Here is a 26,255-nt window from a genome sequence, read left to right as displayed (position 1 = left end):
CATGTACAGCCTTTTGCTAATTTTTGAGAAAGCGTTTTCTTGCGAAGCCGCCCACATCGATTTCCCCACGCTGAAGCAGCCCGGCGTGCGCCACCGCACACCCTCACGCATCGATAAGGCAACACACTATGTTTCCCACCGACTCCACCTGCCATGACCGCGGTTGACGTGGCGCAATCACTTCCCCGCCCCAGCGCGCTGGGAGGATATGAGGACTGGCCCGGCTACGCAGCGCGCCACCACACCGCCGATTCCGCGGCGGCACAGCAACTGGCCGACACACTCGGAATTCCGGCCGTAACAACGGATCTTGCATACACAGTCCATTCAGAAACAGAACACGACGGCGTCATCACCTCACGTTTGTCCTGGCAGTTGGGCTTCGGTCCCCGGACGTCCGCATGGTTCGTGCGGCCTGCCGGCACCACCGGCCCCCTGCCCGGGGTACTCGCCCTGCACTGTCACGGCGGTATCAAGGCCTACGGTGCTGAGCGGCTCGTTGCGATTCCTTCGGGCATGGACCAGCACGACGGCGGTTCATCCAACGCGGGCGGCTTCGGCAGCCTGCCGCTCGGGTTGAGTGGAAAGCTCTACGGCGGACGTGCCCTCGCCACATGGATGGCGCAACAGGGCTTCGCTGTCCTCGCGCATGACACGTTCATGTGGGGCAGCCGCCGCTTCAGGCTCGACCCCCTGCCTTGGCGGACCGCCAACGCCGTCAACGGCCAGCAGGCGCTCTGGCGGGAGGCAGGCGTCGAGCCTTCCGCGGCGGAACAATACAACGCAGCCGCAGCTGCGCACGAGGAAACCGTAGCGAAAGCGGCAACGCTGCTCGGCACCAGTGTTGCCGGAACCGTTGCGCACGACGACCTCGCGGCACTGGGCGTCCTGGCGTCGTTGCCGGGAGTGGACGCGGATCGCCTCGGCTGCCTGGGATTCTCCGGCGGAGGTGGCCGGGCCCTGATGCTCGCTGCCATGAGCCCCCTGATCCGCAGCTACGTAGTGACATGCATGATGACCACGTTCGCCTCGCTACTGCCGGCATACCTGGACGCGCACTCCTGGTTGTTGCACTCCCCCGGCCTCGCCAAACTCGGGGACTGGCCTGATCTTGCCACCCGTTCCAACGCCGGCGTCCTGGTCCAGTACGCCATGGCTGACCAACTGTTCCCCGAACAGGGAATGCGCGATGCCCACAACCATCTCCTGGAGCAGCTTCCGGCCCGCTACACGGGCAGCTTCTGGCAGGAACCCCACGTTTTCACTCCGGCCATGCAGGACGAGGCCGCGGCCTTCCTCACCGCAGCCCTGCAGCCCACACACCCCGCCATTTCCACCGCACCTGATCCCGCTAGGACGGACTCATGACCCAGCCTTTGACCACCTCAGCTGCGGAAGTCCACGCCCGGCTCCCCCGCATCGCGCTGGTGGGCGTGCACGGCTTCGGCGAACGGCACTTGGACAACCTTGGCCGCCTGGCCGCTGCCGGCGTCCTCGAGCTGGCGGCCGTCGCAGACCCGCAACCTCCTGCACAAGGCACACTGGGTCCCGCTGTTGACGTCTTCGCTTCCCTTGATGAGCTCCTCGCGGCAGGAACCGCTCCGGACGTCGTCATCGTTTCCACCCCCATCCAGACCCACGCACCTCTTGCCCTTGCGGCCCTCAAAGCCGGCGCCAACGTGTATCTGGAAAAGCCACCGGTGGCGTCCATGGCGCACTACGAGGAAGTCCTGGCAGCTGCCGCGAGCGCGGACCGCCTGGTGCAGGTGGGCTTCCAGAGCCTGGGTTCAGATGCCCTGCCTGCGATCGAAGGCCTCGTGGTTGCTGGGGAAATCGGCGACATCCGTGGCATCAGCGCAACGGGACTGTGGCTGCGAAACAAGGCGTACTTCAAGCGGTCCCGGTGGGCCGGTAAACGCAGCCTGAACGGAACGGATGTGGTGGACGGAGTAGCCACCAACGCATTGGCCCATGCCGTAGCTACAGGGCTGCGGCTGGCCGGCGCCAGAACAGTAGCGGACGTCGAATCAGTGGACACCGATCTCTACCGGGCCAACGATACGGAGAGTGACGACACCTCCGTGGTGAGGGTCCGGACCGCACGTGGCACGGTGCTGACCTGCGCTTTGACGCTGTGCGCACCTGTGCAGGCCGCACCATCGGTCACGGTGTACGGGACGCTCGGTCAACTCACACTGTTCTACACGGAAGACCGCGTGGCGATCACCACGCCGGAAGGAACCCGGCACGAGACGTTCGGGCGGACCGATCTGTTGGAAAACCTGTTGGCGGCCCGCACGGAGAAAGATCTCCTCAGCCCCCTCAGTGGCGCGGGGGCTTACATGTCCGTGCTGGAGGCCATCCGCACGGCTGACTCGCCCCAGCCCATCCACCCGGACTTCATCACCTGGGAGGGCGACGGCGACGACGCCCACCCCGTGGTGCATGGCATCGAGGCGTTGATCCGCCGGGCAGCCCTCGGCCAAGCCACGTTCGCTGAGCTCGGAGCGCCATGGACTGCCTCCGCCGGGATGTCCCTGGACATCAATGGCATATCCGTCGCTACTCTCCAGGACGGAACCCACATCCGGCCCAGCTCCTCTCCGCGCCCGTACCTGCACCCCGTGCGAACAATTGCCGGCACGGTGGTCACCGATCACATCCCGGAAGACCACGTCTGGCACCTGGGCGCAGGTGTGGCCCTCCAGGATGTGGATGGCATCAACTTCTGGGGCGGCCGGACCTACACCCGGAATGCCGGGGCGTACGTCTGGCGCAAGGACCACGGCCGTATCGTCACCGAATCCGCGGAGCACAGTGATGGGCATCGACGCGAACAGCTGAGCTGGCTCGGGCCCGACGGAACACCCGTCCTCCGCGAACAGCGTCAGTGGCGCTGGGCCGCCGTCGGGAATTCAGCGTGGAAACTGACGCTGGACTTCACACTGGAGTCCGCCACCGGGCGTCCGGTACTGCTGGGCAGCCCCGGTTCCAATGGGCGGCCGCAGGGTGGTTACGGCGGCTTCTTCTGGCGGCTGCCCAGGGTTGGTGACGCCACCATCTGGACCCCGGATTCGCGCGGCGAGGACGCGGTGCACGGCAGCGTGGCGCCGTGGCTGGCGTGGTCGGGAACGTTCGACGCCGGAACAGCTGGCGCCGCGCACGTCACCGGCGACCCCGGGCTGGGCCACCCCGCAACACTCGTTTTTCTCGCCTCACCTCAAGCCCCTGACCCATGGTTCGTGCGGCACGCGGGCTATCCCGGCGTCGGCTTGTCGTTGGCGTGGGACGCCCCCGTCGCCACCGAACCGGGCCGCCCTGTCCACAGGTCGGTCACCGTGCTCATCACGGACGGCTTCCTGGCAACACAAGACATTGAACAACTCATCACTACTTTGGGGGAATCGGCATGACCACGCCTACTCAATCCACGCCAACATCCAGTCCGGCATCAGGGCCCGGCCGGGTTCGTACGCCAGCGGGCAACGCTGCTGACCGCGGCGTGAAACGTCGCCGGGTGCTGGACATCCTGGACGCTGCAGGACGCGACTCGCTCCTGCTCACTTCCAACACGGCGCTCACCTGGTACCTGGACGGCAGCCGCGTCCACATCAGCCTGGCGGGAGATCCCATCGCCGCACTTCTGGTGGACCGCTCCGGTGACCATCTGGTGACGTTCAACAACGAAGCCGAACGGATCGCCGCCGAGGAATTGCCGGACGGAGTCAGCCTGGACACTGTTCCGTGGCATGGTCAGCTGCACGCGGCAGCGGCGGCCTTGGCCATCGATGGCAACCCGCTGGTGGAAGCAGCCGTCACCGCCGAACTTCGCGCAGCCCGGCAGCAGCTCCTGCCCGCCGAAACTGCCCGCTACGCCGGGCTGTCCGCCGATGCCGCAGCCGCCATGACGGACGTCCTCACCGCTGCGACCCCGGAAACCACCGAGTTCCAGCTGGTTTCGGATCTGGCCGCCCGCATTGTGGCGGTGGGAGCCGAGCCGCTCGTACTCCTCTGCAACGGTGCGGGGAGGAGCGACTTCCGCCATCCGCTGGCCACCCACGCCCGTATCGGCCGCCGGGCCATGGCCGTGGTGTGCGCCCGGCGCAACGGGCTGGTTGCCAACGTCACCCGTTGGGTAGCGTTCGACGCCGGGACTCCCCAGGAGCTCGACGCCGAGGCCCGCATCGCCGCTGTTGAAGCCGACATTTTCCGGGCCACGGTTCCCGGTGCGAAGCTCAACGAGATCTTCGCCGAGATCCAGCGGGCATACAGGCGGCACGGCTTCGGCGACGATCAGTGGACGCGCCACCACCAGGGCGGGCCGGCCGGCTACGCAGGCCGCGACCCCCGGGTCACCGCGGACGTCACGGACACAGTGGTGCTCAACCAGCCCTTCACCTGGAACCCGTCCGGGCCCGGCGTGAAGATCGAGGACACTGTCCTGCTGACGGATTCCGGCCTGCGCATCCTGACCGTCGACGACCGTTGGCCGACCACCGACGTTGACGGCCGCCGTCGTCCGCTGACGCTGCGCCCCTAACTCCTGTACCCAAACACTCCTGTACCCAAACGCGAAAGGAGCGGGGTCACCGTGGTGACCCCGCCCCTTTCGTCTGCCCTTACCCAGCTGGTTGCGGGTGGGTCAGCGGAGTGTGAGTATGCCGTCCACGCGCCTCGGGATGCCCAGCGGGTTGGCGTCGTGCAGCGCAGGGTGCAGCACAGTCTCCGGAGCGTCCTGGTAGGCTACCGGGCGCTGGAAACGGCGGACTGCGGTGGCTCCCACCGAAGTGAACAGCGACGTCGTGGCCGGGTACGGACCGCCGTGCTGCTGGGCCCAGTTCACGGCAACACCTGTGGGCCAGCCGTCGAACAGGACCCTTCCGGCCAAGCCGCTGAGCTGCTCCACAAGTGCGGAGACGTCTTCACCCGGTTCCGCGTGCACCGTGCCTGTAAGGCTGCCCGGAACCTTGGCCAGGGCCGCGGACAGTTCCTCCTGGTTGGCGTACTCGATGAGGAGCGTGGTGGGGCCGAAGCACTCCTCCAACAGCTCCTCGGGACGTTCCAGGACGTTGGCCGCGCTGGTGGAGAACACCACAGGTGCGGCGCCGTCGGCCAGGCTGTCCTGCTGGACGGTGCCACTGACGACGGCGACACCCGGCTGGTCTGCGACGTTCCGGAGCCCGTCCGGGTAGGCCTCGGCGATGCGCTCGGTGAGCATGGCAGCGGTGGGCTTGTCCTTGCTGGCCTCAGCCAGGTGTGACGCAAAGTCCGTGCCGGCCGGAATGAACACGAGTCCCGGCTTGGTGCAGAACTGGCCGGCCCCCATCGTGAACGAGCCCGCCAGACCTGCGGCGAGCTGCTGGCCACGTTCGGCCAAGGCATCCGCAGTGATGACCACGGGGTTCAGGCTGCCGAGCTCACCGTAGAACGGGATCGGCTCCGGGCGGGAGGCCGCGAGGTCAAACAGCGCGCGTCCACCGGGAATGGAGCCGGTGAAGCCAACGGCCTTGATGGCGGGGTCCTGGACCAGGGCTGTGCCTGCTTCGCGGCCGCTGACCAGCGCGAAGATCCCTTCCGGGGCTCCGGCCTTGGCAAGGGCTTCGCTGACAATCTCAGCGGTGCGCTCGGAAAGGCGAAGGTGCCCTGAGTGCGCCTTGACGATCACCGGGCAACCCACTGCCAGCGCGGAGGCGGTGTCGCCACCGGCCACGGAGAAGGCGAACGGGAAGTTCGACGCCGAGAACACGGCTACCGGACCGATCGGACGCAGGATGCGGCGCAGGTCGGGCTTGGGCGGAGTAGCCGCAGGGTCAGCGTGATCGATCACGGCTTCCAGGTAGGAACCCTCGGTGATCACGTTGGCGAACAGCCTCAGCTGCCCACTGGTCCTGGCCACCTCCCCGGTGAGCCGGACGGTGCCAAGGCTTGTCTCGGAATCGGCAATGGCCACGAGTTCGGTGACGTTGGCGTCCAAGGCGTCGGCGACGGCGGTCAGCCAGGCCGCGCGCTCGGCGTCGGAAGCTGCTGCGGTCACCTTTGCGGCTTCGGTGGCTGCCGCCGTGATGGCGGTCAGGTCAAGAGTTGCTGTACTCAATGCGGTTTCCTTTACTCTCAGGGGCGGAGCTGTCTGGGGCCGGCACCTGTGGCTGTGGTGGTTTCCCGGTGAAGTCGAAACCAAGCCCGGGAAGGCCCGACGAAGTGAGCCTGCTGTTGGTGATCCGTACCGGCGAAGGTCCGGCCAGGATGCCGAGCTGTTCGAACGACGCATCTTCCACGTCCTCCACGCTCACGGCTTCGGCCAAGGTGAGCGCCAGCTGCCCGGAGAGCTCCGGAAGCAGGTGCGGCGCCACCCGGATGCTGTTGGCACGGGCAAGCTCAACGATCCTGCGGAACGGCGTAATACCGCCCACGCGGACAATATTGGGCTGGATGATGTCTACGGCTTCCGCTTCGATGAAGTCGCGGAAGCGGAAGATCGTGTGGACGTTCTCACCCAACGCAATGGGCACCGGCGACTGCTTGCGCAGACGCCGGTAAGCCCAGAGGTCGTCGGCGCGGATGGGTTCTTCCAACCACTCCAGTCCGTACTCCCCCAAAACGTCCAAAGCACGGAAGGTATGGGCCAGGTCCCAACGCTGGTTGGCGTCGATCATGAGCAACCGGTCCGGGCCGATCACTGCCCGCACTGCGGCAACGCGCTCTGCGTCTTCCCGGAGCTCGGTCTTGCCCACCTTGATCTTCACGGCGTTGTGCCCGGCAGCAACCCACCGCTGGGCTTGCTCCACCAGCTGCTCCAGGGAGTAATGCAGGTTCACGCCGGAACCGTAGACCTCCACGGACTCCTGGCGCTGGCCCAAAAGCCCGGTGACCGACGTGCCGGCCTGCCGTGCTTTCAGGTCCCAGAGGGCGAGGTCCACGCCGGCCATCGCAATGGTGGTGAGCCCGCCCCCGCCGGCCTCGTGCAGGCGCTTCCAGAGCTGGTCCCACACGATCTCCGGGTTGGCCTCCAAACCCACGATGAACGGTGCGATGTCGTGGTCCAGCAGGGCCTTGACCGCCTGGGGACCAATGGTAGGTGTCCACGAGAAACCGTGGCCCGTCCCGCCGTCGTCCGTGGTCAGTTCGGTGACGATCACATGGTTCTCGGGCGCTTCGGCACCCCAGCTGCGCAGCAGCGGGACCGTGATCAGCCGGGTGGTGAGGCCCGTGATGCGGGCCGGCATCAGCTGCCGGCCAGCTCGTGGCCCTTGGCCAGGATGGACTTGAGCTCCAGCAGTTGTTCCTCGCTGGGATCGACCAGCGGCGGACGGACCGGGCCAACGGGCAGCCCGGCGAGGCGCAGACCCGCCTTGATGAGGGAAACGCCAAAGCCCGGAGTCTGGTCGCGGAGCCGGACCAGCGGAGCGTAGAACCCTTCGAGCAGAGCATGGCGGCGCTCTTCATCACCGGAGACGTAAGCGTCGTAGTAGGCCTTGGCGATTTCGGGGGCCATGGCGAACGCTGCCGAGGAGTAGAGCGGGATGCCCAGGCCACGGTAGGCACCCTGGGTCAGCTCTGCGGTCAGCAGGCCGTTGAACAGGGCGAAGTCGGTGCGGCCGCTGGCATTGATCGCGGAGACGATTTCCTGGGCCAGGCCGACGTCGCCAATTCCATCCTTGAAGCCCACAACCTTCGGATTGGCGGTGAGGCGCGTGATGGCCTCTGCGGTGAACTTGGCCGTACCGCGGTGGTAAACAATCACCGGCAGGCTGCTCGCGGCGGCGATGGCCTCGACGTAGGCCACTACACCGTCCGTGGGACCGGTAACGAGGTAGGGCGGGAGCACCAGGAGGGCATCCGCGCCGGCTTCCTCGGCCACTTTGGCTGCCGCGATGGCGTGACCCAGCGGTCCACCGGCACCGGAGACCACGGGAACAGCTCCAGCAACAGCCTCGACGGCGGCGGTCACCACGGTGCGGATCTCATCGATGGAGAGTGCATGGAATTCACCGGTGCCGCAGGCGGCGAAGACGCCGCCCGGGCCGAACGGCAGGCGGGAGGTGATGTGCTCCTTCAACAACGCCACCTCGACGGTGCCGTCTTCAGCGAAGGGAGTGACGGGGAAAAACAGTACGCCGTCGAAGTTCATGGGGTCTCCTTGGTTGCTCCCGCCGGGACCAGGCCGGCGTGGTTCTCGTCATTGAGTGCTGCGGGGTTGGGTGCTGCTTGGTGGTTCTCTTGGTCAGATGCGGTGTCGACGCCTTCGTAGGCCGGGGTGAGCTCGGTGCGCCACGTGCGTTTCGGCTCCCAGCCGAGGAGCTCGCGGGCTTTGTCGATGGAGAACGCCGGGCTGGTGCCGGTCAGGTGTTCCGTGAGCGGTCCGCTGCCGGGAAGGAAACGCGGGTAGAGCTCCGCGAGGGGCGCCGTTGCCAGGGCATCCTTCGCGCCAACGAAGAAGACTTCGCCGTTGGGGATCGAGTCCATCTTGGCCAGGAGTACGTCCAGGAAGTCGGCCACGTCCCGGGCATCCACATAGTTGAACTGCGCGGGCGCCGAAAGGGCGGGATCGTCCAGCCGCTCACGGACAGTGTGCCCTTGTTGCGTCGGCGCACCTTCCCACTCCTCCGGGGAGATGACGTAGCACGGACGGAATGCTGCATACCTGATCTTGTGGCCCTGTGCGGCCGCGAACATCTGCACGGTCTGTTCGGCGATCAGTTTGGACAACGCATAGGCGTTCCACGGTTTGGGCGGCGTCTGCTCGTTCAAAGGGAACGACGGCGGCAGCCACCCGGCCGGTGAGCCATAGCCCAGGGCGGTGGGGCTGCTTGCCGTCACGATCTTTGGCACGCCGGCGTCGGTGGCCGCGCTGACCACCGCGTAGGCGAGCCGGGTGTTCGTGCTGAAAATGACGTCCTCGGGTGCGCTGAAAGGTACGGCAATAGCAGCGAGGTGGATGACGGCGTCGGGCGCTGTTTCGCGGATGAGCCGCTCCGCTTCCCCCGGTGCCAGCAGATCTGCGGTGTGCTGTTCGGCTCCGGCGGGGAGTTGATCCGCCGGGATGGCGTCCCGGTCAACCGAGATGACCTTGTGGCCCGCATCGGCGAGGCCGGCCACGACGCTTCGGCCGAGTCGCCCGGAGCCGCCGGTGACGAAAATCCTGCTCATGGTCTTTTCCTTGCTTGGTAGTGAACCGGTCAGGCCTGGCTGCGGCTGAGGTCTGCGCCGAGGCCGAGTTCGCTGATGCGGACGGGAAGGTCGGTGTCGAGGGACTGGTTGCCGGCGATGCCCACCGATACGGAACGGAGTCCGTCGATGTAGCCGGACGGGCGGCCCAGCGGGTCAACGCCGGGACCGTTGAAGAGGTCCGAGAGCAGCAGGTTGTCGCCGCCACCGTGGCCGCCTTCGCCGTTGACGATAGGGACTTCGTAGGCCGCCTCCCAGTGGCGCTGGACCACCAGCCGTTCGCCGTTGCGGCGTACCGCGTCTTCCTCCTCGATGGGCGTCGCGCTCGGGTCCACCACGGTCTTCTTGTCGGTGCTGGATTCGACGGCGGCGCGTTCCACCACTTCGAGTTCGGCCCGGCCCTCGGTGCCGTTGACAGTGACGCGGTAGCCTTCCCACGGACTGTGGGCGTTCAGCGAGTAGCTCAGCGTGGGGCCGCCTTGGTAGTCCACCACCAGTGCAAGGTTGTCCTCGATGGTGATGCCCTCGGTGAAAACGTCCTGGTCACGGATGTAGCCGTCAAACTTTTCGTTGTCGTAGTACAGGGCCTTCAGGCGCTCGTCCTCGCGCATGTCCAAGCGGAAGGGATCATGCTCCAGGCCGTCAACGGTGCCCCGCTCAGGACGGGCTCCCAGGCCACGTTCGGCAGCGTTCTTGTCGCCGTAAAAGCGCAGGCCACCGGAGGCGAACACGCGCTCCGGAACGTCGTTGATCCACCAGTTGACCAGGTCGAAGTGGTGCGATGCCTTGTGGATGAGCAGGCCGCCGGAGTTCTTCTTTTCGCGGTGCCAGCGACGGAAGTAATCTGCGCCGTGCACAGTGTCCAGCACCCAGCTGAAGTCGATGGACGTGACCTTGCCGATCACGCCGTTCTGGATGACTTCCTTCAGTGCCGTGTTGCGCGGCGAGTAGCGGTAGTTGAATGTGACCACTACGTTGCGGCCGGTGTTGGCTACCGCTTCGGTGATGCGGCGGCATCCGTCAACGTCAATCGTCAGCGGCTTTTCAACCACGACGTCGGCACCCGCCTCGAGCGCCTCAACGATGTAGTCCGCGTGGGTGTAGTCGGGCGTGGTGACGATGACGCGCTCGATACCGTTGGACTGGATGAAGCTGGTGAGTTCGCCGGGCTTGAAGGAAGCCACCGGTTCTGTTCCGCCGAGTTCCTTGATCAGCGCCTGGTAGAAGTCCACGCGGCCTTGGTTGACGTCGGAGAGCGCAATGAGTTCCGCGACGTCCGAGTGCTGTCCGTAGATGGCCCGGATATACATTTCCGAGCGACCCCCGGTTCCGATCAGGGCAATGCGCGTGCGCTTGCCGCCTTCGGCGTGGGCTGTGGGAGTGGCCGTTTCGTTCTGGGTCTTGGCTGAGTCGACGGTGACCATGTTGGCCATGAGAGATGCCCCTTTCAAAAGGCAGGAGTGAACCGCTTGACGGCCCGGCTTCGTATGGGAAGAATCATGAGAAAGCGTTTTCTCGGAGCGTTATAAGCTTTGTATCAAGACTCTGGTGGTCACGTCAACCACTGCTCCAACGACGGTGCATTCGGGAGACGACCAATGGGAAGGGGCCACATGGCACGCAGGAACACCAACAGGCGCGTCGGGATAGCTGATGTCGCGGAGAAGGCCGGCGTATCGCACGCCACCGTGTCCCGCGTCATGAACGGTAACGCCGCAGTGGATCCCGGGATCGCGGCGCGGGTTCGGGCAGCCGCAGCCGAATTGAAGTACCAGCCCAACCCGGTGGGTCGCAGCCTCGCACTGGGAAAGACTGACACCATAGGCATCGTTGTCCCGGACCTGGCCAACCCCACCTTCCAGGCGATCCTCCGCGGGCTCAGCATCGCAGCAGCCCAGGACGGGTACCGCGTCCTGATCGCCGACTCCTCGGAAGTCACCAGCGAGGAAGCGATCCTGGCTGGCGAAGCCCGGCGCCGCTGTGACGGCGTGGTGCTCTGCGCCCCGCGCATGGCTGACGCCGAACTAGAAGAGCTGGCGCCCACCCTGCATCCACTGGTGCTCATCAACCGCACCACCATTGCCACCAACACCCCGAGCCTGAGCGTGGACTACGGACAGGGCATTCAGGAATTGGCGCAGCACCTGGTGTCACTGGGGCACCGGCGGCTGGTGTTCCTCTCCGGACCCGAGCACAGCGCCTCCAACCGCCAACGCCTGGTGGGCCTGGACCAGTTCCGCGCAGAGCACCCGGAGATCGAACTGCAGATGCTCCACGGCGGCTCCAACTTCGATTCCGGCCATGAGTCCACCGAGGCCATCATTGCCAGTGGTGCCACCGGAATCCTGGCCTTCAACGACCTCGTGGCCATGGGGCTCCTCAGCGGCCTGCATGAGCGCGGAGTGCGGGTGCCGGAGGACATCTCGGTGACAGGCTTCGACGACATCCCGTTCGCCAAATACACCACTCCCCCTCTGACCACCGCCGCCGTACCAATCAACGAACTCGGAAGCCTGGCCTGGCGAAGGATGCGGGAACAGATCCAGCAGGCCGGCGAAACCACCACGCAGGCTCAGGACGAATTCTCGCCCAGGATGGAGATCCGCAAGAGCACCGCAGCGCCGGCCCTCAAGCCCGCGAGTTGACAGTTAGCGCCAATGTTCGGCGCGAACATTGGCATTTAGTGTCACTTGGGTGAGGGGTTTGCGCCCACTCCGGCCTCTTTGTAGAAGCCCTGGATGTGGGCGGCCACCAGCTCAGCGGCCTTCCCGCCGTCGTTGTTGTTCACCGCGGCGAGAATGGCACGATGCTCCGCCCGAAGCCGGGCTGAGGTTGCGTTCCAGTCAGGAAGGTTTCCGGTCAGCTCGCCTGCGTAATTCTCGATCGCGCCCCTCAGCGAGGCCATCATGGCGCTGACCACGGTGTTGCCGGCAGCCTGCGCGAGCGCCACATGGAAACGGGCGTCCAGGGCAAGGAAAGTATCGATATCCGGGGCAACGTCCATGTGATCCAGCAGCTCCGCGGCTTCCGCCAGCTCCGGCACGCCCACCTGCGCCCGTTCAGCCGCCCACGATTCCAGCAGGACGCGGGTCTCCACGATGTCCGCCACGGGAAGATGGCGCGTGGCCACGTGCAGCCTCAGCGTGGAACCCAGCGCAGAGCCAGGCTCGGCGATGACCACGGTCCCGGCATCCTTCCCCGAGCCCACGCCGGCGCGGACCACACCCATCGCCTCAAGGATGCGGACTGCTTCGCGCACGGACGTCCGGGAAACCTTGAGCTGTTCAGCCATGGTGCGTTCCCCGGGCAGCCGGCCACCAAGGGCGAGGTCTCCGTCAGACAACTGCTTCTCGATCCATTGCAGGACCAACTCATGGGTACGCATAACGGAATACTAGTTGATGTGGTCCAACCACATGGATTACAGTGTGGTTAGACCACAGTGGTAAGACCACAGAATTCAAGGGAGAACCGCATGACCGACACCCTCGATCCCAAGATCACAGCCGCGCCTGCCAACGCCGGGAGCGACAAAAACGTGACACGCCCGTCCCAGCCGCGTCCCGCCGTCGTGCAGCCCCCGGCACTGAAGCGCCGCGTCCCCAAGGTGGCCGACCTGGCGCCGCTGATGCAGTTCAAGAAGCCCGAATTCAGCAAGACAGCACGGCTCAAGCGCGCCAGCACCATTTGGGAACTGCGGGACATCGCCAAGCGCCGCACCCCGCAGGCCCCGTTCGACTACACCGATGGTGCGGCCGAAGAAGAGATCACCCTGCGCCGTGCGCGCCAGGCGTTCCAGGACATCGAGTTCCGCCCGGGCATCCTGCGCGACGTCTCGAAGATCGATCTCCGCACGGACATCCTGGGCAAGGAGTCACGCCTGCCGTTCGGTATTGCGCCCACGGGTTTCACGCGCATGATGCAGTCCGAAGGCGAGTACGCGGGCTCGCAGGCCGCTGAAGCTGCGGGCATTCCCTACACCCTGTCCACCATGGGCACTGCGTCGATCGAAGACGTGGCCACCGCCGCCCCGAACGGCCGCAACTGGTTCCAGCTGTACCTCTGGACGGACCGCGCCCGCTCCCTCGAACTGATCGAACGGGCCGCCAAGGCCGGCAACGACACCCTGATGGTCACCGTGGACACCGCAGTTGCCGGCGCCCGCCTTCGTGATGTCCGCAACGGCATGACCATCCCGCCGGCATTGACGATCAAAACCGTGCTGGACGCATCCTACCGCCCGGCCTGGTGGTTCAACTTCCTCACGCACGAGCCCTTGACCTTCGCTTCGCTCTCGCGTTACACCGGCACCGTGGCCGATCTCATCAACTCGATGTTCGACCCCACCCTGACTTACGAGGACCTGGACTGGCTGCGTGAAACGTGGAAGGGCAAGCTGGTGGTCAAGGGCATCCAGACCGTGGAGGACGCCCGCAAGGTAGTGGACCACGGCGCGGACGGCATCATCCTGTCCAACCACGGCGGCCGCCAACTGGACCGCGCACCCATCCCATTCCACCTGCTGCCGGAGGTCACCACGGCACTGAAGGCGGACAACAGCAAGGCCGCGGTCATGCTGGACACGGGCATCATGAGCGGCGCTGACATCGTTGCAGCTCTTGCCTTGGGCGCCGACTTTGCGCTCATCGGCCGCGCTTACCTCTACGGACTCATGGCCGGTGGACGCGAAGGCGTGGACCGCACCATCCAGATCCTCGAGAAGGACATGACCCGGACCATGGCGCTGCTGGGCGTCAGCAAAGTCTCAGACTTGAACCCGGACCACGTGCGGCTGCTCCAGCGCTGACCGCACCCGTGCAGGTCGCAGCAAACGCCCGTTTGAGCGCTCAAAAGGGCGTTTGCTGCGACCCAGGTGGGGTAAGGCGGGGTAGGTCAGGCCCGGGGCACGCCGGGCCACGGCACCCGTGACGAAGCCGCCGATGTTGGCGCCCACCACGTAGTTTCCGGACGCACCGTATTCGTCGGCAGTCGCAGCGCAGCGGTCGTGGATGCCCACCATGATCTCGGTGAGGCGCTGCTCGGTGTGCTCAAACGACCAGGAATCCCGACTGGCGTTCTGCTGCATTTCCAGCGCAGAGGTAGCTACACCACCGGCATTGGCAGCTTTGCCAGGCCCGAAGAGGATCCCGGCTTCCTGGAACACAGATACGGCTGAACGCGTGGAAGGCATGTTGGCCCCCTCGGCCACCGCGATCAGTCCGTTGCTGACCAGCTTGGCGGCAGCATCGCCGTCGAGCTCGTTCTGGGTGGCGCATGGCAGTGCAACAGTTCCATTGACGTCCCACACCGAACCGCCGGCAACATGGCTGGCACCGGACCGGCGCGCGGCATATTCGGTCAGTCGCCCGCGCTCCACTTCCTTGATTTGGCTCAGAAGCGCGACGTCGATCCCAGCCTCATCCACGATGTACCCGGCGGAATCGGAACAGGCCACCACCGTTGCCCCGAGGGCCTGGGCTTTGGCAATCGCATGGATGGCAACGTTGCCCGAACCCGAGACAACAACGCGCTGGCCATCAAAGGACTGGCCCCGGGTCTTGAGCATCTCCTGGGCGAAGATCACGGTGCCGTAGCCGGTGGCCTCAGGCCGCACCAAGGACCCGCCCCACGAAATGCCCTTGCCCGTCAGGACCCCGGATTCGTAGCGGTTGGTGATGCGCTTGTACTGGCCAAAGAGGTAGCCGATTTCGCGGCCGCCTACGCCAATGTCACCGGCGGGGACGTCAGTGTATTCGCCGATGTGGCGGTACAGCTCCGTCATGAAGGACTGGCAGAAACGCATGATTTCGGCGTCGGAACGCCCGCGGGGGTCGAAGTCCGAGCCACCCTTGCCGCCGCCAATGGGCATGCCGGTGAGGGCATTCTTGAAGATCTGCTCGAAGCCGAGGAACTTCACGATTCCCAAGTAGACCGAAGGGTGGAAGCGGAGCCCACCCTTGTACGGGCCAAGGGCTGAGTTGAATTCGACGCGGAAGCCGCGGTTGACGTGCACCCGGCCGGCGTCGTCGGTCCAGGGGACACGGAAGATGATCTGCCGCTCGGGTTCGCACAGGCGTTCCAGGACAGCGCCCTCAAGGAACTCGGGGTGACGATCGTGAACAGGGCCAAGGCTTTCGAAGACCTCAGTGACGGCCTGGTGGAATTCCTTCTCCCCCGGGTTCCGTGCCAACACGGTGTCGCGGACAGCTTCGAGCCTTGAATCCATGCGTGTTCCTATCCTCAGTGCGCCGACCCGCGGCGAGACGATTAGTCCCGCCCATGGTTGCACCGAGGGACATAGGATCTCCATCCGGAGCCAATGTGACCCTTCCAGCGGAGTTAACACAACTGTAGAAAATCGTTGAAAACACAAGGAAATGCAAGGTTAACAAAAACTCACAATGTGAGGAGGATCACGTTAGAGTGTTGCTGGCTACCGCTTACGCCCGAACTTGGGAAGGTTTGGCAGGTTCGGAAGATTAGCCAGAAGATCAGCGGCCTTAGTGGCAGCGCGGCCAACGGTGCGGCCGATCTGTTGGGGCACCGTATCGTCCGACGTCAGGTCCAGGGAAACCGGCGTTCCGCTGGCGTGAACCTTCACGGCCTGGCCAATGGCGTCGGCGCGCGTCGTGGCCGGTTCGGGTGCAGCGTCGGTGGCTGCCGCAGGAGCAACCACAGCCGCAGCCGGAACATCAGCCGAGGGCAGCTCTACAGAAGGCGCGACGACGGCGGCCGCCGCGGATCCGACGTCGAACGTTTCGAGCCAGCTCGCGACGCCGGCGAGCGGCTTGGGATTCAGCGCGTAGAAGCGCTTCTGGCCCTGCGCGCGCATGCTGACGAGGTCTGCCTCGCGGAGCACCTTAAGATGCTTGGAGATTGTGGGCTGGCTTGCGGCCAGTTCTTCCACCAATTCGCCTACTGCTTTATCCCCAGAGCGGAGGGAGACCAGGATATCGCGCCTGGTTGCCTCAGCTATGACGGCAAATACGTCGTCAGTCACCATGCCTCCCACCCTAGCGACATATACGCCAATTGGCATCCCTGTTTCGTGGCTGGAAGGGCCCATGGATCTCATCGGGGCGGCCGGAGCATTCCTGGCCCGCCGCCATCAGTCGAACCAGGGATCCAAACCGTACAGCGGGAAAATTTCCTTGCGCGTCGCAATGACCGTCCGGTCAACCTCGTCCGCAGGATCGTAGCCGACTTCCCACGAGCGCCACCAGATGTCCACGTCGTCGCCCATCGACTCCGGTGCCCGCACGCCGTACGTTTCCTTCACATATGTCCGCCAGGCCTCCGGCACTGGGGTACTGAGCTGCACCGGGCGTTGAGTCACCATTCCAATCAGATGGCTCCAGGCACGCGGCACAACACCGGTGACGTCGTAGCCGCCTCCCCCGGTAGCGATCCAACGGTTGTCACAGTAGCGTGCGGCAAGGCTCGCGACGGCGGAGGCCGCCTCACGCTGCCCGTCGACACTCAGTGTGAGGTGCGTCAGGGGATCGTCCCGGTGGGAGTCGCAGCCGTGCTGGCTGACAATCACTTCGGGTTGGAACGCGCCCACAAGTTGTGGAACCACAGCATGGAAGGCCCGCAGCCATGCAGCGTCTCCCGTGAAGGTGGGAAGCGCAACGTTGACCGCTGTCCCGGGCGCGTCCGGACCTCCGGTTTCATTGGCAAAGCCGGTTCCAGGAAAAAGGGTGAGGCCCGTTTCGTGGAGGCTGATGGTCATGACGCGGGGGTCGTTCCAGAAAATACTTTGCGTCCCGTCGCCGTGATGGGCGTCAACGTCGATACTGACGATCCGCTGCACACCGCCGTCGAGCAGCCGTTGGATCGCCAACGCAACATCGTTATAGACGCAAAAGCCGCTGGCCCGTTCCCGTGCGGCATGGTGCATCCCGCCGCTGAAGTTCACGGCCCGGACAGCCTGGCCGGAAAGGATCGCATCAGCCGCCAACAGTGATCCGCCGGCAAGGCGGGCGCTGGCCTCGTGCATTCCGGCAAACGCGGGGTCGTCCTCGGTTCCCAGCCCGCGGCCTTCCTCCGGGGTGGACGGATCCACACTGACGCGGCGAACAGCCTCCACATACCCGGCGCTGTGCACAGTAAGAAGTTCGACGTCGGTTGCCAGGCTTGGTGCCTCCACCGCCACGTGCGGGTGTTCGAACAGCCCCAAGGACTCAGCCAGACGCGCTGTAAGTTCCAGCCGCTGCGGAGCCATGGGATGGCCGGGACCAAAGTTGTAGGCAGTCATGGCTGGATCCCACACCACCGTCGTTGGCAGTGCGGACCGCGTAATGCTGGAAGCTGTTGTTCCAAGCCGTGAGTTCATCCAGAACAGGCTACCTGAGGCCGAAGGGGCCTACCGCCCGGTTACGCCGCGGGAATAGTGGTTTACTACTCAGGAAAGCTTGTTTCAACCGAGGAAGAGCGCCATGTCTCAAAGCCAGTCGCGGTCCACGAGCCCGACCAACTGGCAACCCAACCAGCAGGAGCGGGAAGGTCTCTGGATCTTCACCCGCGTGCGCGACTTCATCGACAACATTGCCAACACCTCACCTGCCCGTCTGGCGCTAACCGTCTTCGCGGTGGTGATCCTGGTGTTTACGGGGTTGTTGTCCCTGCCTGCCGCTTCCACGGCCGGCACAGTCACTCCCCTGCACCAGGCAATGTTCACGGCAGTTTCCAGTGTGTGCGTTACCGGACTGACGGTTGTTTCCACCGCCACGCACTGGACCTTCTTCGGCCAGCTTGTCATCCTGGTGGGCATCTTCGTGGGAGGTCTCGGCACCCTGACTCTCGCCTCCCTGCTGGCCCTCATGGTCAGCAAGCGGCTGGGTGTCCGCGGCAAGCTCATCGCCCAGGAAGCCATGAACAACGCCGGCAGGCTAGGCGAGGTGGGTACCTTGCTCCGGATCGTCATCGTGACGTCTGTGGTCATCGAGGCTGCCCTGGCCTTGGCACTGATTCCACGCTTCATCGTGCTCGGCGAAGACTTCTGGCAATCCGTATGGCACGGCGTCTTCTATGCGATTTCCTCGTTCAACAACGCCGGGTTCACCCCACACTCGGATGGAATCGTTCCCTACGAGACTGACCTCTGGATCCTGATCCCCCTGATGCTGGGTGTCTTCCTCGGCAGCCTGGGCTTCCCTGTAGTGATGGTGCTGCAGCAGAACGGGCTCAATTGGCGGAAGTGGAACCTTCACACCAAGCTCACTATCCAGGTCTCCTTCATCCTGCTCGCCGCGGGCACTCTCCTCTGGGGCCTGATGGAGTGGGACAACGTGCGGACCATCGGCCATATGGATTTCGGCGACAAGATCACGCATTCCCTGTTCGCCTCCGTCATGACCCGGTCCGGCGGCTTCAACCTTGTGGACCAAAACCATATGGAATCCACCACCATGCTCCTCACCGACGCCCTGATGTTCGCGGGCGGCGGCTCGGCTTCCACCGCCGGCGGCATCAAGGTGACCACCATCGCCGTCATGTTCCTGGCCATCATGGCCGAAGCCCGCGGCGACGCCGACGTGAAGGTTTACGGGCGCACCATTCCCCAAGGGACCATGCGCGTAGCCATCTCGGTGATCGTTGCCGGAGCCACCCTCGTCTCAGTGGCCGCCTTCCTGCTGCTGTCCATCAGCGGAGCTTCCTTGGATCGGGTGCTCTTCGAATCGATTTCCGCCTTTGCCACCGTGGGGCTCAGCACCAACCTCAGTGCCGAGCTGCCGCCGTCGGGCGTGTATGTCCTCACAGCGCTCATGTTCGCCGGCCGCGTCGGCACCGTCACCCTTGCTGCGGGACTCGCCCTGCGCCAACGCAGCCAGCTGTACCACTACCCGGAAGAGAGGCCAATCATTGGCTAGTACCACTGGGGCCGCCAATCGCCCCGCACACAACGCACCCGTGCTGGTCATTGGCCTTGGCCGTTTCGGATCCGCCACAGCTGAGCAGCTGGTCAAGCAGGGCCGGGAGGTCCTGGCCATCGAACGGGACCGCACGCTCGTCCAGAAATGGGCACCGGTGCTCACCCACGTGGTGGAGGCCGATGCCACCAACATCGATGCCCTGCGCCAGCTTGGTGCCCAGGAGTTCAGCTCAGCCGTAGTCGGCGTGGGCACGTCCATTGAATCTTCGGTGCTCATCACCGTGAACCTGGTGGACCTCGGCATCCAGCACCTGTGGGTTAAGGCCATCACGCCCTCCCACGGCAAGATCCTCACCCGCATCGGCGCCAACCACGTGATCTATCCCGAGGCAGACGCTGGCGTACGTGCCGCGCACCTGGTGTCCGGGCGCATGCTGGACTTCATCGAGTTCGACGACGACTACGCGATCGTCAAGATGTACCCGCCCAAGGAAACCGTGGGCTTCACCCTGGAGGAATCCAAGGTCCGTTCCAAGTACGGCGTGACGATTGTCGGCGTGAAGACCCCGGGCGAGGACTTCACCTACGCCCGGCCGGAAACCAAAGTGTCCGGCCACGACATGTTGATCGTGTCCGGACACGTGGACCTGCTGGAGCGCTTCGCAGCGCGCCCCTAACCGCATGGAGTTTTTGTACAGCTAACGCCCTTTAGACGCGCTCTTAGGGGCGTTAGCTGTACAAAAACTCCGGGGGTTAGCCGAGCTGCTTGGTGATTTCTGCTGCACGTGCGGCAGCCGCACGGGCGCCGTCCGCGATGATCTTGGGGATCCCGCCGTCGTCAAAAGCGGCGATGGCGCGCTCAGTGGTGCCATTGGGGCTGGTGACGCCGACGCGGAGGGCAGTGGGGTCTGCTCCCGGTTCGGCCAACATGAAGCCTGCGCCCGCCACGGTTTCGCGGGCAAGCATCACGGAAAGTTCGGCGTCCAAGCCGAGTTCCACGCCGGCAGCAGCCATGGCTTCAGCCAGGTAGAAAGCGTAGGCCGGGCCGGAACCGCTGATAGCGGACAGGGCATCCACCTGTTCCTCGGGAATCTCCACCACGGTACCGGCACCGGCCAGCGCCTTCTTGGCTCTTTCGAGCTGCTCGGGTGTGCAATGCGTCCCCGGGGAGACGGAGACGACGCCGCGGCCCAGCTTCGCCGGAGTGTTGGGCATGGTACGGATCACCGGCTGGCCTTCAGGGAGCGCCGCTTCCAGCTGGGCAATAGAGACCGCCGCCGCGACGCTGAGAACGATGGTGTCCTTCCCCAAAGCCGGGCTGATTTCCCGGGCCAACTCGAGGATGCCTACCGGTTTTACGCCGAGGATGACCATGCCGGAGCCCTTGGTGGCCAGCTTGTTGTTGTCCGGCTCCTCTTCGCCCGCTATGGCCATGACCCCGTGGCGCTGGGCCAGTTCGTCAGCCCGTTCGGCGCGACGGACGGTGGCGACGATGTCGGACGGGTCAGTCCCGGCGGCCAGCAGGCCTCCCAGGATTGCCTCGTTCATGGATCCACAGCCAAGGAATGCGATTCGGTTGCTCATTGCTCCATCATTGCAGTTGCCCTTGGACGGGGTCTAACGGATTCCGGATTCCCAGCTTGTTCCCAAGGTTATTGCAGGCAGCACTCATTGTTGGTCCGTAACTTAGTAGTTACCTCATTGAGGGTGCGAGTGATGAGGCGGGCATGGGGATGTCCGCCAGCAGCACCGGTGGCCGGGCGGGTTTTCCCCCATTTCCCGATTCGGCCGCCGGTGCTTTCGCTTTTAAGCGCTGCCAAGTCGCGCGGATCCCGCACTTGTTTGCCTGACACACCCTTGAAGGGCGGGTCAGGCGAACAAACCCGGGTACCGCGTGAAACGCTCGACGCCGTTAGTTGTCTACGCTGCGAAGCATCGGGACGCTGAGGTGCTGCCGGGCGAACCGCAGGGTTTCCGCGAGCATTTCCTCGCGCTCCCCCGCCACCTTCGCCTTGCGGGTGGAAATCTCGGCTACCACCACGCCATCGAATCCCGTCGCCGCCAGATGCTGCAGGGCGTCCGCGCACTGCTGCGTTCCGGTGCCGGGCACCAGGTGCTCGTCCTTGCCGGAACCCGAGCCGTCGGTGAGATGCACGTGCCGCAGCTTGCTTCCCAGGGCTTTGATGGCTTCCAAACTGTTGGCCCCGGCAGTGGCGGCGTGCGAGAAGTCCCAAGTGACGTCGTCGTAATCCTGTCCCAGCGGATCCCAGTGGGGCAGGTAAGCCACAGCTTCCCGTCCACGGACGCGCCACGGATACATGTTCTCCACAGCGATGCGCACCTGGTAGGTGGCTGCCATCTCCCGTACGCCCTCCACGAAGTTCTCCGCGTAATTGGACTGCCAGCGGAAGGGCGGGTGCACCACAACGGTGTCGCAGTCCACCTCTGCCGCCATCTGGCACGACTTCTCGATCTTGCTCCACGCCGTACCCCAAACCTGTTGCGTCAACAGCAAAGTTGGGGCGTGGATGGAAACGATCTTTTGGTGGTATCGGTGGCTCAGCTGGATGAGGGCATCAGGGTTCTGGCTCACCGCGTTATTGGTGACCATCACCTCCACGCCCTCATAGCCCAGGTCCTGCGCCACGGCAAAGGCGTCGTGGACGCTCAGGGGGTAGACGGACGCGCTGGACAGCGCTACGGGAATCTGGCGGTCATTCACTTCAGGTTCGACGTCGTTGCTCATCTCAGGAGGCCAGCCCGCCTGCCATGGGGGCTGGGATAGGTGCAGGGGCCGGGGTGTTGACAGGGACCGGGAAATCCTTGAAGCCAGGGTGGGGCTCATCATAGTCCGGCGACTTACCGCCGTCCTTGGTTGCCTTCTTTTTGCTCTTGTCTTTCTTCCGCTTGCCCACATGGGGAGCGGGGTCGAGCGCCTCTTCAAAGACCAACTGGTCCAGTCGCCGCAGGATCAGGCCCTCACGAAGGGCCCACGGACAAATTTCCATAGTTGGGAATTCAAAGAGTTCCAACGCGGCCTCCGCTACCAGTGCGCCCGCCAACAGTTGGCGGGCACGGGCATCCGAGACGCCCGGAAGATACAACCGGTCCTCCACCGTCATGGCGGAAATGCGCTGGGCCCAAAGGCCGAGGTCCGCCGCGTGGAGTTCGCGCTTCACGTATGGTCCTGCGGCGCTCGGAGCCGCACCGGCAATGCGAGCCAGTGAACGGAAAGTCTTGGACGTTCCTGCCACCAGATTGGCGCGGCCCAGTTCGTGGAAATTGCGGACAACGGGTTTCAGGGTGGAGCGGATATAGCGCCGCAATTCCTTGACGCTCTTGGCGGTGGGAGGATCGTCGTGGAGCCAGTCCCGCGTCAAACGGCTGGCACCAAGTGGTACGGACGTGGCGAATTCAGGGAGTTCATCGGTGCCGTAGGCCATTTCAAATGAGCCGCCGCCGATATCCAGGTCCAGAATGGGACCGGCGCCCCATCCGTACCAACGACGCACAGCGAAGAAGGTCATTGAGGCCTCTTCGCTGCCCGTGAGTTCCTGGAGGGTCACGGTGGTTTCATGTTTGACCCGCGCCAGCACTTCGGGACCGTTGGTTGCCTCGCGGATCGCCGAAGTACAGAAAGCCAGAAGATCCTCTGCCTTATGGCTGGCAGCGAACTCCCAGGCCTCCAGGACGAACTCAATGAGCTCGTGCTGGCCGGCGTCGTTGATGTTGCCGTCACCGTCGAGGTACTGCACCAGCGAGAGCGGACGCTTGTGTGAAGCGAAGGCTACCGGGCGCGCGCCGGGGTGAGCATCCACAAGCAGCAGATGGACGGTGTTGGAACCGATGTCTAGAACGCCAAGACGCATTCTGCCATTATTCACCGATTCGAAGCTTGTGAAGCAACTTGGCGGCGACGTTTCGCTGACGGGATGGTGGCCGGAAAGTTGGGCGACCCCTATTCCGCGGGCTCCCCTGCTTCGTCAGCGCGCTTGAAGTCGCGACGGATGTTTGCGATGCCTTCGGGATCTATTTCGAAGCCGAACTCGCTTCCCGGGTTGATGACCATGCCCAGTTCATCTCCGATGTTGCCAAGGATTGCTGAACCCATGGTGCCCAGGACGTGCGGGGCCGCTTCGAGGAAACGCTCATCCACCCGGCTCGGGTGGCTGAATACGGCCAGGACGGGCTGGCCGTCAGCGTTGGAGAGCACCAGCGGCTCTACCGACGAGTCCGGACCGTCCACGGCCTCGGAGCTGACGAGGTAGACCTCGTTGTTGAGGAAAGCGAGGATGACATCCACCGGGTTCGCGTCCGGCTGCTCGGCCGAGGCGAGCTTCGCCTCGAGGTCGTTCAAGGGTTCGTTGTCCGGTGAAACGGTCTGTTCAGTCATGGTTCTACTCGACCACGATGCCAGCCGGGACGCAATTCGCGAATGTTGCCCCGGCCGGCTTTGTGACTACTTTTTGGCTGCGGTCTTCCTCGCCGGGGCCTTGCGGGTAGTGGTCCGCTTGACCGGTCCCTTGGCCCGCTTTTCTGCCAAAAGCTCGACGGCACGTTCCCGGGTCAGTTCCTCAAGGGAGGTTGACCGCGGGACCGTGATGTTGGTGACCCCGTCGGTGATGTACGGGCCGAAACGGCCTTCCTTCACCACGATGTTCTTTTCCGAGACAGGGTCGGGACCGAACTCGGCCAGCGGCGGCACGGCTGCACGGGCCCCACGCTGCTTGGGCTGCGAGTAGATCTCCAGCGCCTGTTCCAGGGTGATCGTGAAGATTTCCTCTTCCGATCCGATGGAACGGGAGTCCGTACCCTTCTTCAGGTATGGTCCGAAGCGGCCGTTTTGCACCGTGATGGGGTTACCGTCTGCGTCCTCGCCGAGCACACGGGGCAAGCTCATGAGCGCGAGTGCTTCGTCCAGGGTGACCGTGTCCACAGTCATGGACTTGAACAAAGAACCGGTGCGCGGCTTGGCCTTCACGGGCTTCTTGGGAGGCTTGGGCTTGCCGTTTTTGTAATACTCGACCGGCTGGTTGGCCAGCTGTTCCTCCGTCATCTCAGGGATGATCTCAGTGACGTAGGCACCGTAGCGGCCATTCTTGGCAACAATGGTGTGGCCGGTGTGCGGATCGGTTCCCAGAACCCGTTCCTCGGGGGCTGCAGTCTCCATGAGCTCTTTGGCCTTGGCGGCCGTGAGCTCGTCCGGAGCCAACTCCTCGGGAACGTTGGCCCGTGCTGACTCAACCACCTCGCCGGTCTTCTCGTCCACTGTGGGAATTGAGCTTTCCAGGTACGGGCCGAACTTGCCCACACGCAAGGTGATGCCTTCAGCGATCGGCACGGAGTTGATCTCCCGGGCGTCGATCTCGCCAAGGTTGTTTACGATGCTCAGCAGGCCGGGATCTGCGTCTTCTCCGTAGTAGAAGTGCTTCAGCCAGGCAGCTCCCACAGCCTGGCCGTTGGCGATCTTGTCCAGGTCGCCTTCCATGTCGGCCGTGAACTCGTAGTCCACGTAATCCGTGAAGTGCTGCTCCAGCAAACGGATGACAGAGAACGCAATCCAACTCGGAACCAGGGCGGAACCCTGTTTCCGGACGTAGCCACGGTCCTGGATGGTGGAGATGGTGGATGCGTAGGTGGACGGTCGGCCGATGCCCCGCTTTTCCAGTTCAGCGGTGAGGGACGCTTCCGTGTAGCGCGGAGGCGGCGATGTCTCGTGGCCAACGGCCACGATGTCCGAAGCCGACAGGGCATCGCCCTTGGCGACATTCGGCAGACGACGGGCTTCGTCGGATTCCTCATCACCGCGACTCTCGTCCTTGCCCTCTTCGTAGGCGGCAAGGAAGCCCGGGAAGGTGATGACAGTACCGGAAGCCGAGAATTCGGCGTCGCGTCCGTCAGTGGCCACTGCACCGAGGCGGATGGTGGCGGTTGAACCCTTGGCGTCAGCCATCTGGGAGGCTACCGTGCGCTTCCAGATGAGTTCGTACAGCCGGAACTCATCGCCGCTCAGTTGCTTGGCAACCTGCGCCGGAGTGCGGAAGGAGTCTCCCGCGGGTCGGATGGCCTCGTGCGCTTCCTGCGCGTTGGCTGCCTTGTTGGCGTAGACGCGGGGGCTCTGCGGCACATACTCGGGACCGTACAGCTCGGCGGCCTGGCGGCGGGAGGCCGTGAGGGCTTCGTCGCTCAAGGCCGACGAGTCAGTACGCATATAAGTGATGTAGCCGTTTTCATACAGGCGCTGGGCTACCTGCATGGTGCTCTTGGAGGAGAAGCGGAGCTTGCGGCCGGCTTCCTGTTGCAGCGTTGACGTGGTGAACGGTGCGGCCGGGCGGCGGGTGTACGGCTTGGTATCCACCGAGCGGACACGGAATTCGGCGTTCTCCAGGCCGGTCGCCAAGGACGTGGCCAGTTCCTCGTTAAGGTGCACGACGCTGGACGAGGTGAGCTGCCCGTTGTCGTTGAAGTCACGGCCACTGGCAACCTTTGAACCGTCCACGGCGGCAAGCTTGGCTTTGAAGGAGCCGGAGTCGGAACCGAACTGGCCCGTGAGGTCCCAGTAGGACGCTGCCCGGAAGGCCATACGTTCGCGTTCGCGGTCCACCACCATGCGGGTCACCACGGACTGCACACGGCCTGCCGACAGTCCCCGGGCAACCTTGCGCCACAGGACCGGGGAGATCTCGTAGCCGTAAAGACGGTCAAGGATACGGCGGGTTTCCTGTGCGTCCACCAAGGCGGTGTCCACATCGCGCAGGTTGTCCATGGCGCGGTGGATGGCTTCCTTGGTGATTTCACCGAAGGTCATGCGGTAGACCGGGACCTTGGGCTTCAGGACCTCCAGGAGGTGCCACGCGATGGCCTCGCCTTCGCGGTCCCCATCGGTTGCGAGGTAAAGCGCATCAGCGTCTTTCAGCTGGGCCTTGAGCTCGGCGACCTTCTTCTTCTTGTCCGGGGAAACAACGTAGTACGGCTTGAAGTCGTTTTCGACGTCGACGGCGAACTTGCCCAGCGAGGTCTTCTTCAGTTCTGCAGGGAGGTCGGACGGCTGCGGGAGGTCCCGGATGTGGCCAATTGAAGCCTCGACGATGAAGCCTTCGCCGAGGTACTTGGCGATGGTCTTACTCTTGGCGGGAGACTCGACAATCACGAGTTTCTTGCCGGTTTTTGCCTTGCTGGGCACGGTGCTCCTACAGAAAAAATGTGTAATTGGGCT

At 64.4% G+C, this 26,255-nt stretch carries 20 protein-coding genes and 1 pseudogene; 7 read left to right on the top strand and 14 right to left on the bottom strand.

The window, feature by feature from the left end:
- The first annotated feature begins 153 nt into the window (after positions 1–153).
- From N7568_RS06665 to N7568_RS06655, 3 genes are read left to right on the top strand one after another with little or no spacing between them, the layout of a single operon-like run.
- A complete protein-coding gene (locus tag N7568_RS06665) occupies positions 154–1,368 on the top strand; it encodes an acetylesterase (RefSeq protein ID WP_261609109.1) in 1,215 nt (404 codons plus the stop codon).
- On the top strand, positions 1,365–3,413 hold the full coding sequence (locus N7568_RS06660; protein ID WP_261609108.1) for a DUF6807 family protein: 2,049 nt from the start codon (positions 1,365–1,367) through the stop codon (positions 3,411–3,413). The genes N7568_RS06665 and N7568_RS06660 overlap by 4 nt, the downstream gene beginning before the upstream one ends.
- Positions 3,410–4,540, top strand: a complete 1,131-nt coding sequence (locus tag N7568_RS06655) for a M24 family metallopeptidase (protein WP_261609107.1) — start codon at positions 3,410–3,412, stop codon at positions 4,538–4,540. The genes N7568_RS06660 and N7568_RS06655 overlap by 4 nt, the downstream gene beginning before the upstream one ends.
- Positions 4,541–4,642: 102 nt before the next feature.
- Here the strand turns inward: N7568_RS06655 and N7568_RS06650 are convergent, their stop codons facing one another.
- From N7568_RS06650 to N7568_RS06630, 5 genes are read right to left on the bottom strand one after another with little or no spacing between them, the layout of a single operon-like run.
- On the bottom strand, positions 4,643–6,094 hold the full coding sequence (locus N7568_RS06650; RefSeq protein WP_261609106.1) for an aldehyde dehydrogenase (NADP(+)): 1,452 nt from the start codon (positions 6,092–6,094) through the stop codon (positions 4,643–4,645).
- The gene (locus N7568_RS06645) at positions 6,075–7,223 is read right to left on the bottom strand and encodes a mandelate racemase/muconate lactonizing enzyme family protein (RefSeq protein ID WP_261609105.1); all 1,149 of its coding nucleotides are present in this window, start codon (positions 7,221–7,223) and stop codon (positions 6,075–6,077) included. The genes N7568_RS06650 and N7568_RS06645 overlap by 20 nt, the downstream gene beginning before the upstream one ends.
- Positions 7,223–8,128, bottom strand: coding sequence for a 5-dehydro-4-deoxyglucarate dehydratase (locus N7568_RS06640; protein ID WP_261609104.1), 906 nt, complete (start codon positions 8,126–8,128; stop codon positions 7,223–7,225). Before N7568_RS06640 ends, N7568_RS06645 begins: the two co-directional genes overlap by 1 nt.
- Complete coding sequence (locus N7568_RS06635) at positions 8,125–9,147, bottom strand: NAD-dependent epimerase/dehydratase family protein (protein ID WP_261609103.1); 1,023 nt, start codon at positions 9,145–9,147, stop codon at positions 8,125–8,127. Before N7568_RS06635 ends, N7568_RS06640 begins: the two co-directional genes overlap by 4 nt.
- A 29-nt stretch (positions 9,148–9,176) precedes the next feature.
- The gene (locus tag N7568_RS06630) at positions 9,177–10,589 is read right to left on the bottom strand and encodes a Gfo/Idh/MocA family protein (RefSeq protein WP_261609506.1); all 1,413 of its coding nucleotides are present in this window, start codon (positions 10,587–10,589) and stop codon (positions 9,177–9,179) included.
- Between the two features lie 189 nt (positions 10,590–10,778).
- Between N7568_RS06630 and N7568_RS06625 the strand changes: the two genes are divergently transcribed.
- Complete coding sequence (locus tag N7568_RS06625; RefSeq protein ID WP_261609102.1) at positions 10,779–11,810, top strand: LacI family DNA-binding transcriptional regulator; 1,032 nt, start codon at positions 10,779–10,781, stop codon at positions 11,808–11,810.
- Between the two features lie 41 nt (positions 11,811–11,851).
- Here the strand turns inward: N7568_RS06625 and N7568_RS06620 are convergent, their stop codons facing one another.
- Complete coding sequence (locus N7568_RS06620; protein WP_261609101.1) at positions 11,852–12,550, bottom strand: FadR/GntR family transcriptional regulator; 699 nt, start codon at positions 12,548–12,550, stop codon at positions 11,852–11,854.
- 90 nt (positions 12,551–12,640) lie between these two features.
- Here N7568_RS06620 and N7568_RS06615 point away from each other — a divergent pair, with 90 nt between their 5' ends.
- On the top strand, positions 12,641–13,972 hold the full coding sequence (locus N7568_RS06615; protein WP_306422688.1) for an alpha-hydroxy acid oxidase: 1,332 nt from the start codon (positions 12,641–12,643) through the stop codon (positions 13,970–13,972).
- A gap of 87 nt (positions 13,973–14,059) precedes the next feature.
- On the opposite strand, the pseudogene gdhA reads toward N7568_RS06615, so the two are convergent.
- The 3 genes and pseudogenes from gdhA to N7568_RS06600 form a co-directional block, all read right to left on the bottom strand.
- A pseudogene (gene gdhA, locus N7568_RS06610) lies at positions 14,060–15,391 on the bottom strand (NADP-specific glutamate dehydrogenase); the annotation flags it as partial.
- A gap of 207 nt (positions 15,392–15,598) precedes the next feature.
- Positions 15,599–16,168, bottom strand: a complete 570-nt coding sequence (locus N7568_RS06605) for an ArsR/SmtB family transcription factor (protein WP_261609100.1) — start codon at positions 16,166–16,168, stop codon at positions 15,599–15,601.
- A 105-nt stretch (positions 16,169–16,273) separates the two neighbouring features.
- Positions 16,274–17,500 (bottom strand): acetoin utilization protein AcuC, encoded by a 1,227-nt coding sequence (locus N7568_RS06600; protein WP_261609099.1) that lies wholly within the window; start codon positions 17,498–17,500, stop codon positions 16,274–16,276.
- 103 nt (positions 17,501–17,603) lie between these two features.
- Between N7568_RS06600 and N7568_RS06595 the strand changes: the two genes are divergently transcribed.
- Together N7568_RS06595 and N7568_RS06590 are read left to right on the top strand one after the other, a co-directional pair.
- Positions 17,604–19,037 (top strand): TrkH family potassium uptake protein, encoded by a 1,434-nt coding sequence (locus tag N7568_RS06595; RefSeq protein ID WP_261609098.1) that lies wholly within the window; start codon positions 17,604–17,606, stop codon positions 19,035–19,037.
- A 40-nt stretch (positions 19,038–19,077) separates the two neighbouring features.
- Complete coding sequence (locus N7568_RS06590) at positions 19,078–19,716, top strand: potassium channel family protein (RefSeq protein ID WP_011775951.1); 639 nt, start codon at positions 19,078–19,080, stop codon at positions 19,714–19,716.
- Between the two features lie 76 nt (positions 19,717–19,792).
- Here N7568_RS06590 and proC read toward each other — a convergent pair whose 3' ends face one another.
- The 5 genes from proC to topA form a co-directional block, all read right to left on the bottom strand.
- Entirely contained in the window at positions 19,793–20,623 is an 831-nt protein-coding gene (gene proC, locus N7568_RS06585; RefSeq protein ID WP_261609097.1) for a pyrroline-5-carboxylate reductase, read from the bottom strand.
- A 328-nt stretch (positions 20,624–20,951) separates the two neighbouring features.
- The gene (locus N7568_RS06580) at positions 20,952–21,785 is read right to left on the bottom strand and encodes a sugar phosphate isomerase/epimerase family protein (protein ID WP_261609096.1); all 834 of its coding nucleotides are present in this window, start codon (positions 21,783–21,785) and stop codon (positions 20,952–20,954) included.
- A gap of 1 nt (position 21,786) precedes the next feature.
- Positions 21,787–22,908: a Ppx/GppA phosphatase family protein gene (locus N7568_RS06575; protein ID WP_261609095.1), complete on the bottom strand. Its 1,122-nt coding sequence runs from the start codon at positions 22,906–22,908 to the stop codon at positions 21,787–21,789.
- A gap of 89 nt (positions 22,909–22,997) precedes the next feature.
- Positions 22,998–23,432 carry an SseB family protein gene (locus tag N7568_RS06570; protein ID WP_141281152.1) on the bottom strand — a complete coding sequence of 145 codons (435 nt, stop codon included), beginning with the start codon at positions 23,430–23,432 and terminating at the stop codon, positions 22,998–23,000.
- Positions 23,433–23,498: 66 nt separating this feature from the next.
- Positions 23,499–26,222: a type I DNA topoisomerase gene (topA, locus tag N7568_RS06565; RefSeq protein WP_261609094.1), complete on the bottom strand. Its 2,724-nt coding sequence runs from the start codon at positions 26,220–26,222 to the stop codon at positions 23,499–23,501.
- Positions 26,223–26,255: the final 33 nt, after the last annotated feature.

Origin of the sequence: Paenarthrobacter aurescens, assembly GCF_025421775.1 — a bacterium.
GTDB lineage: Bacteria > Actinomycetota > Actinomycetes > Actinomycetales > Micrococcaceae > Arthrobacter > Arthrobacter aurescens_B.
The sequence above is the reverse complement of the archived record's forward strand: the minus strand, read 5'-3'. Positions and strand labels throughout refer to the sequence as shown.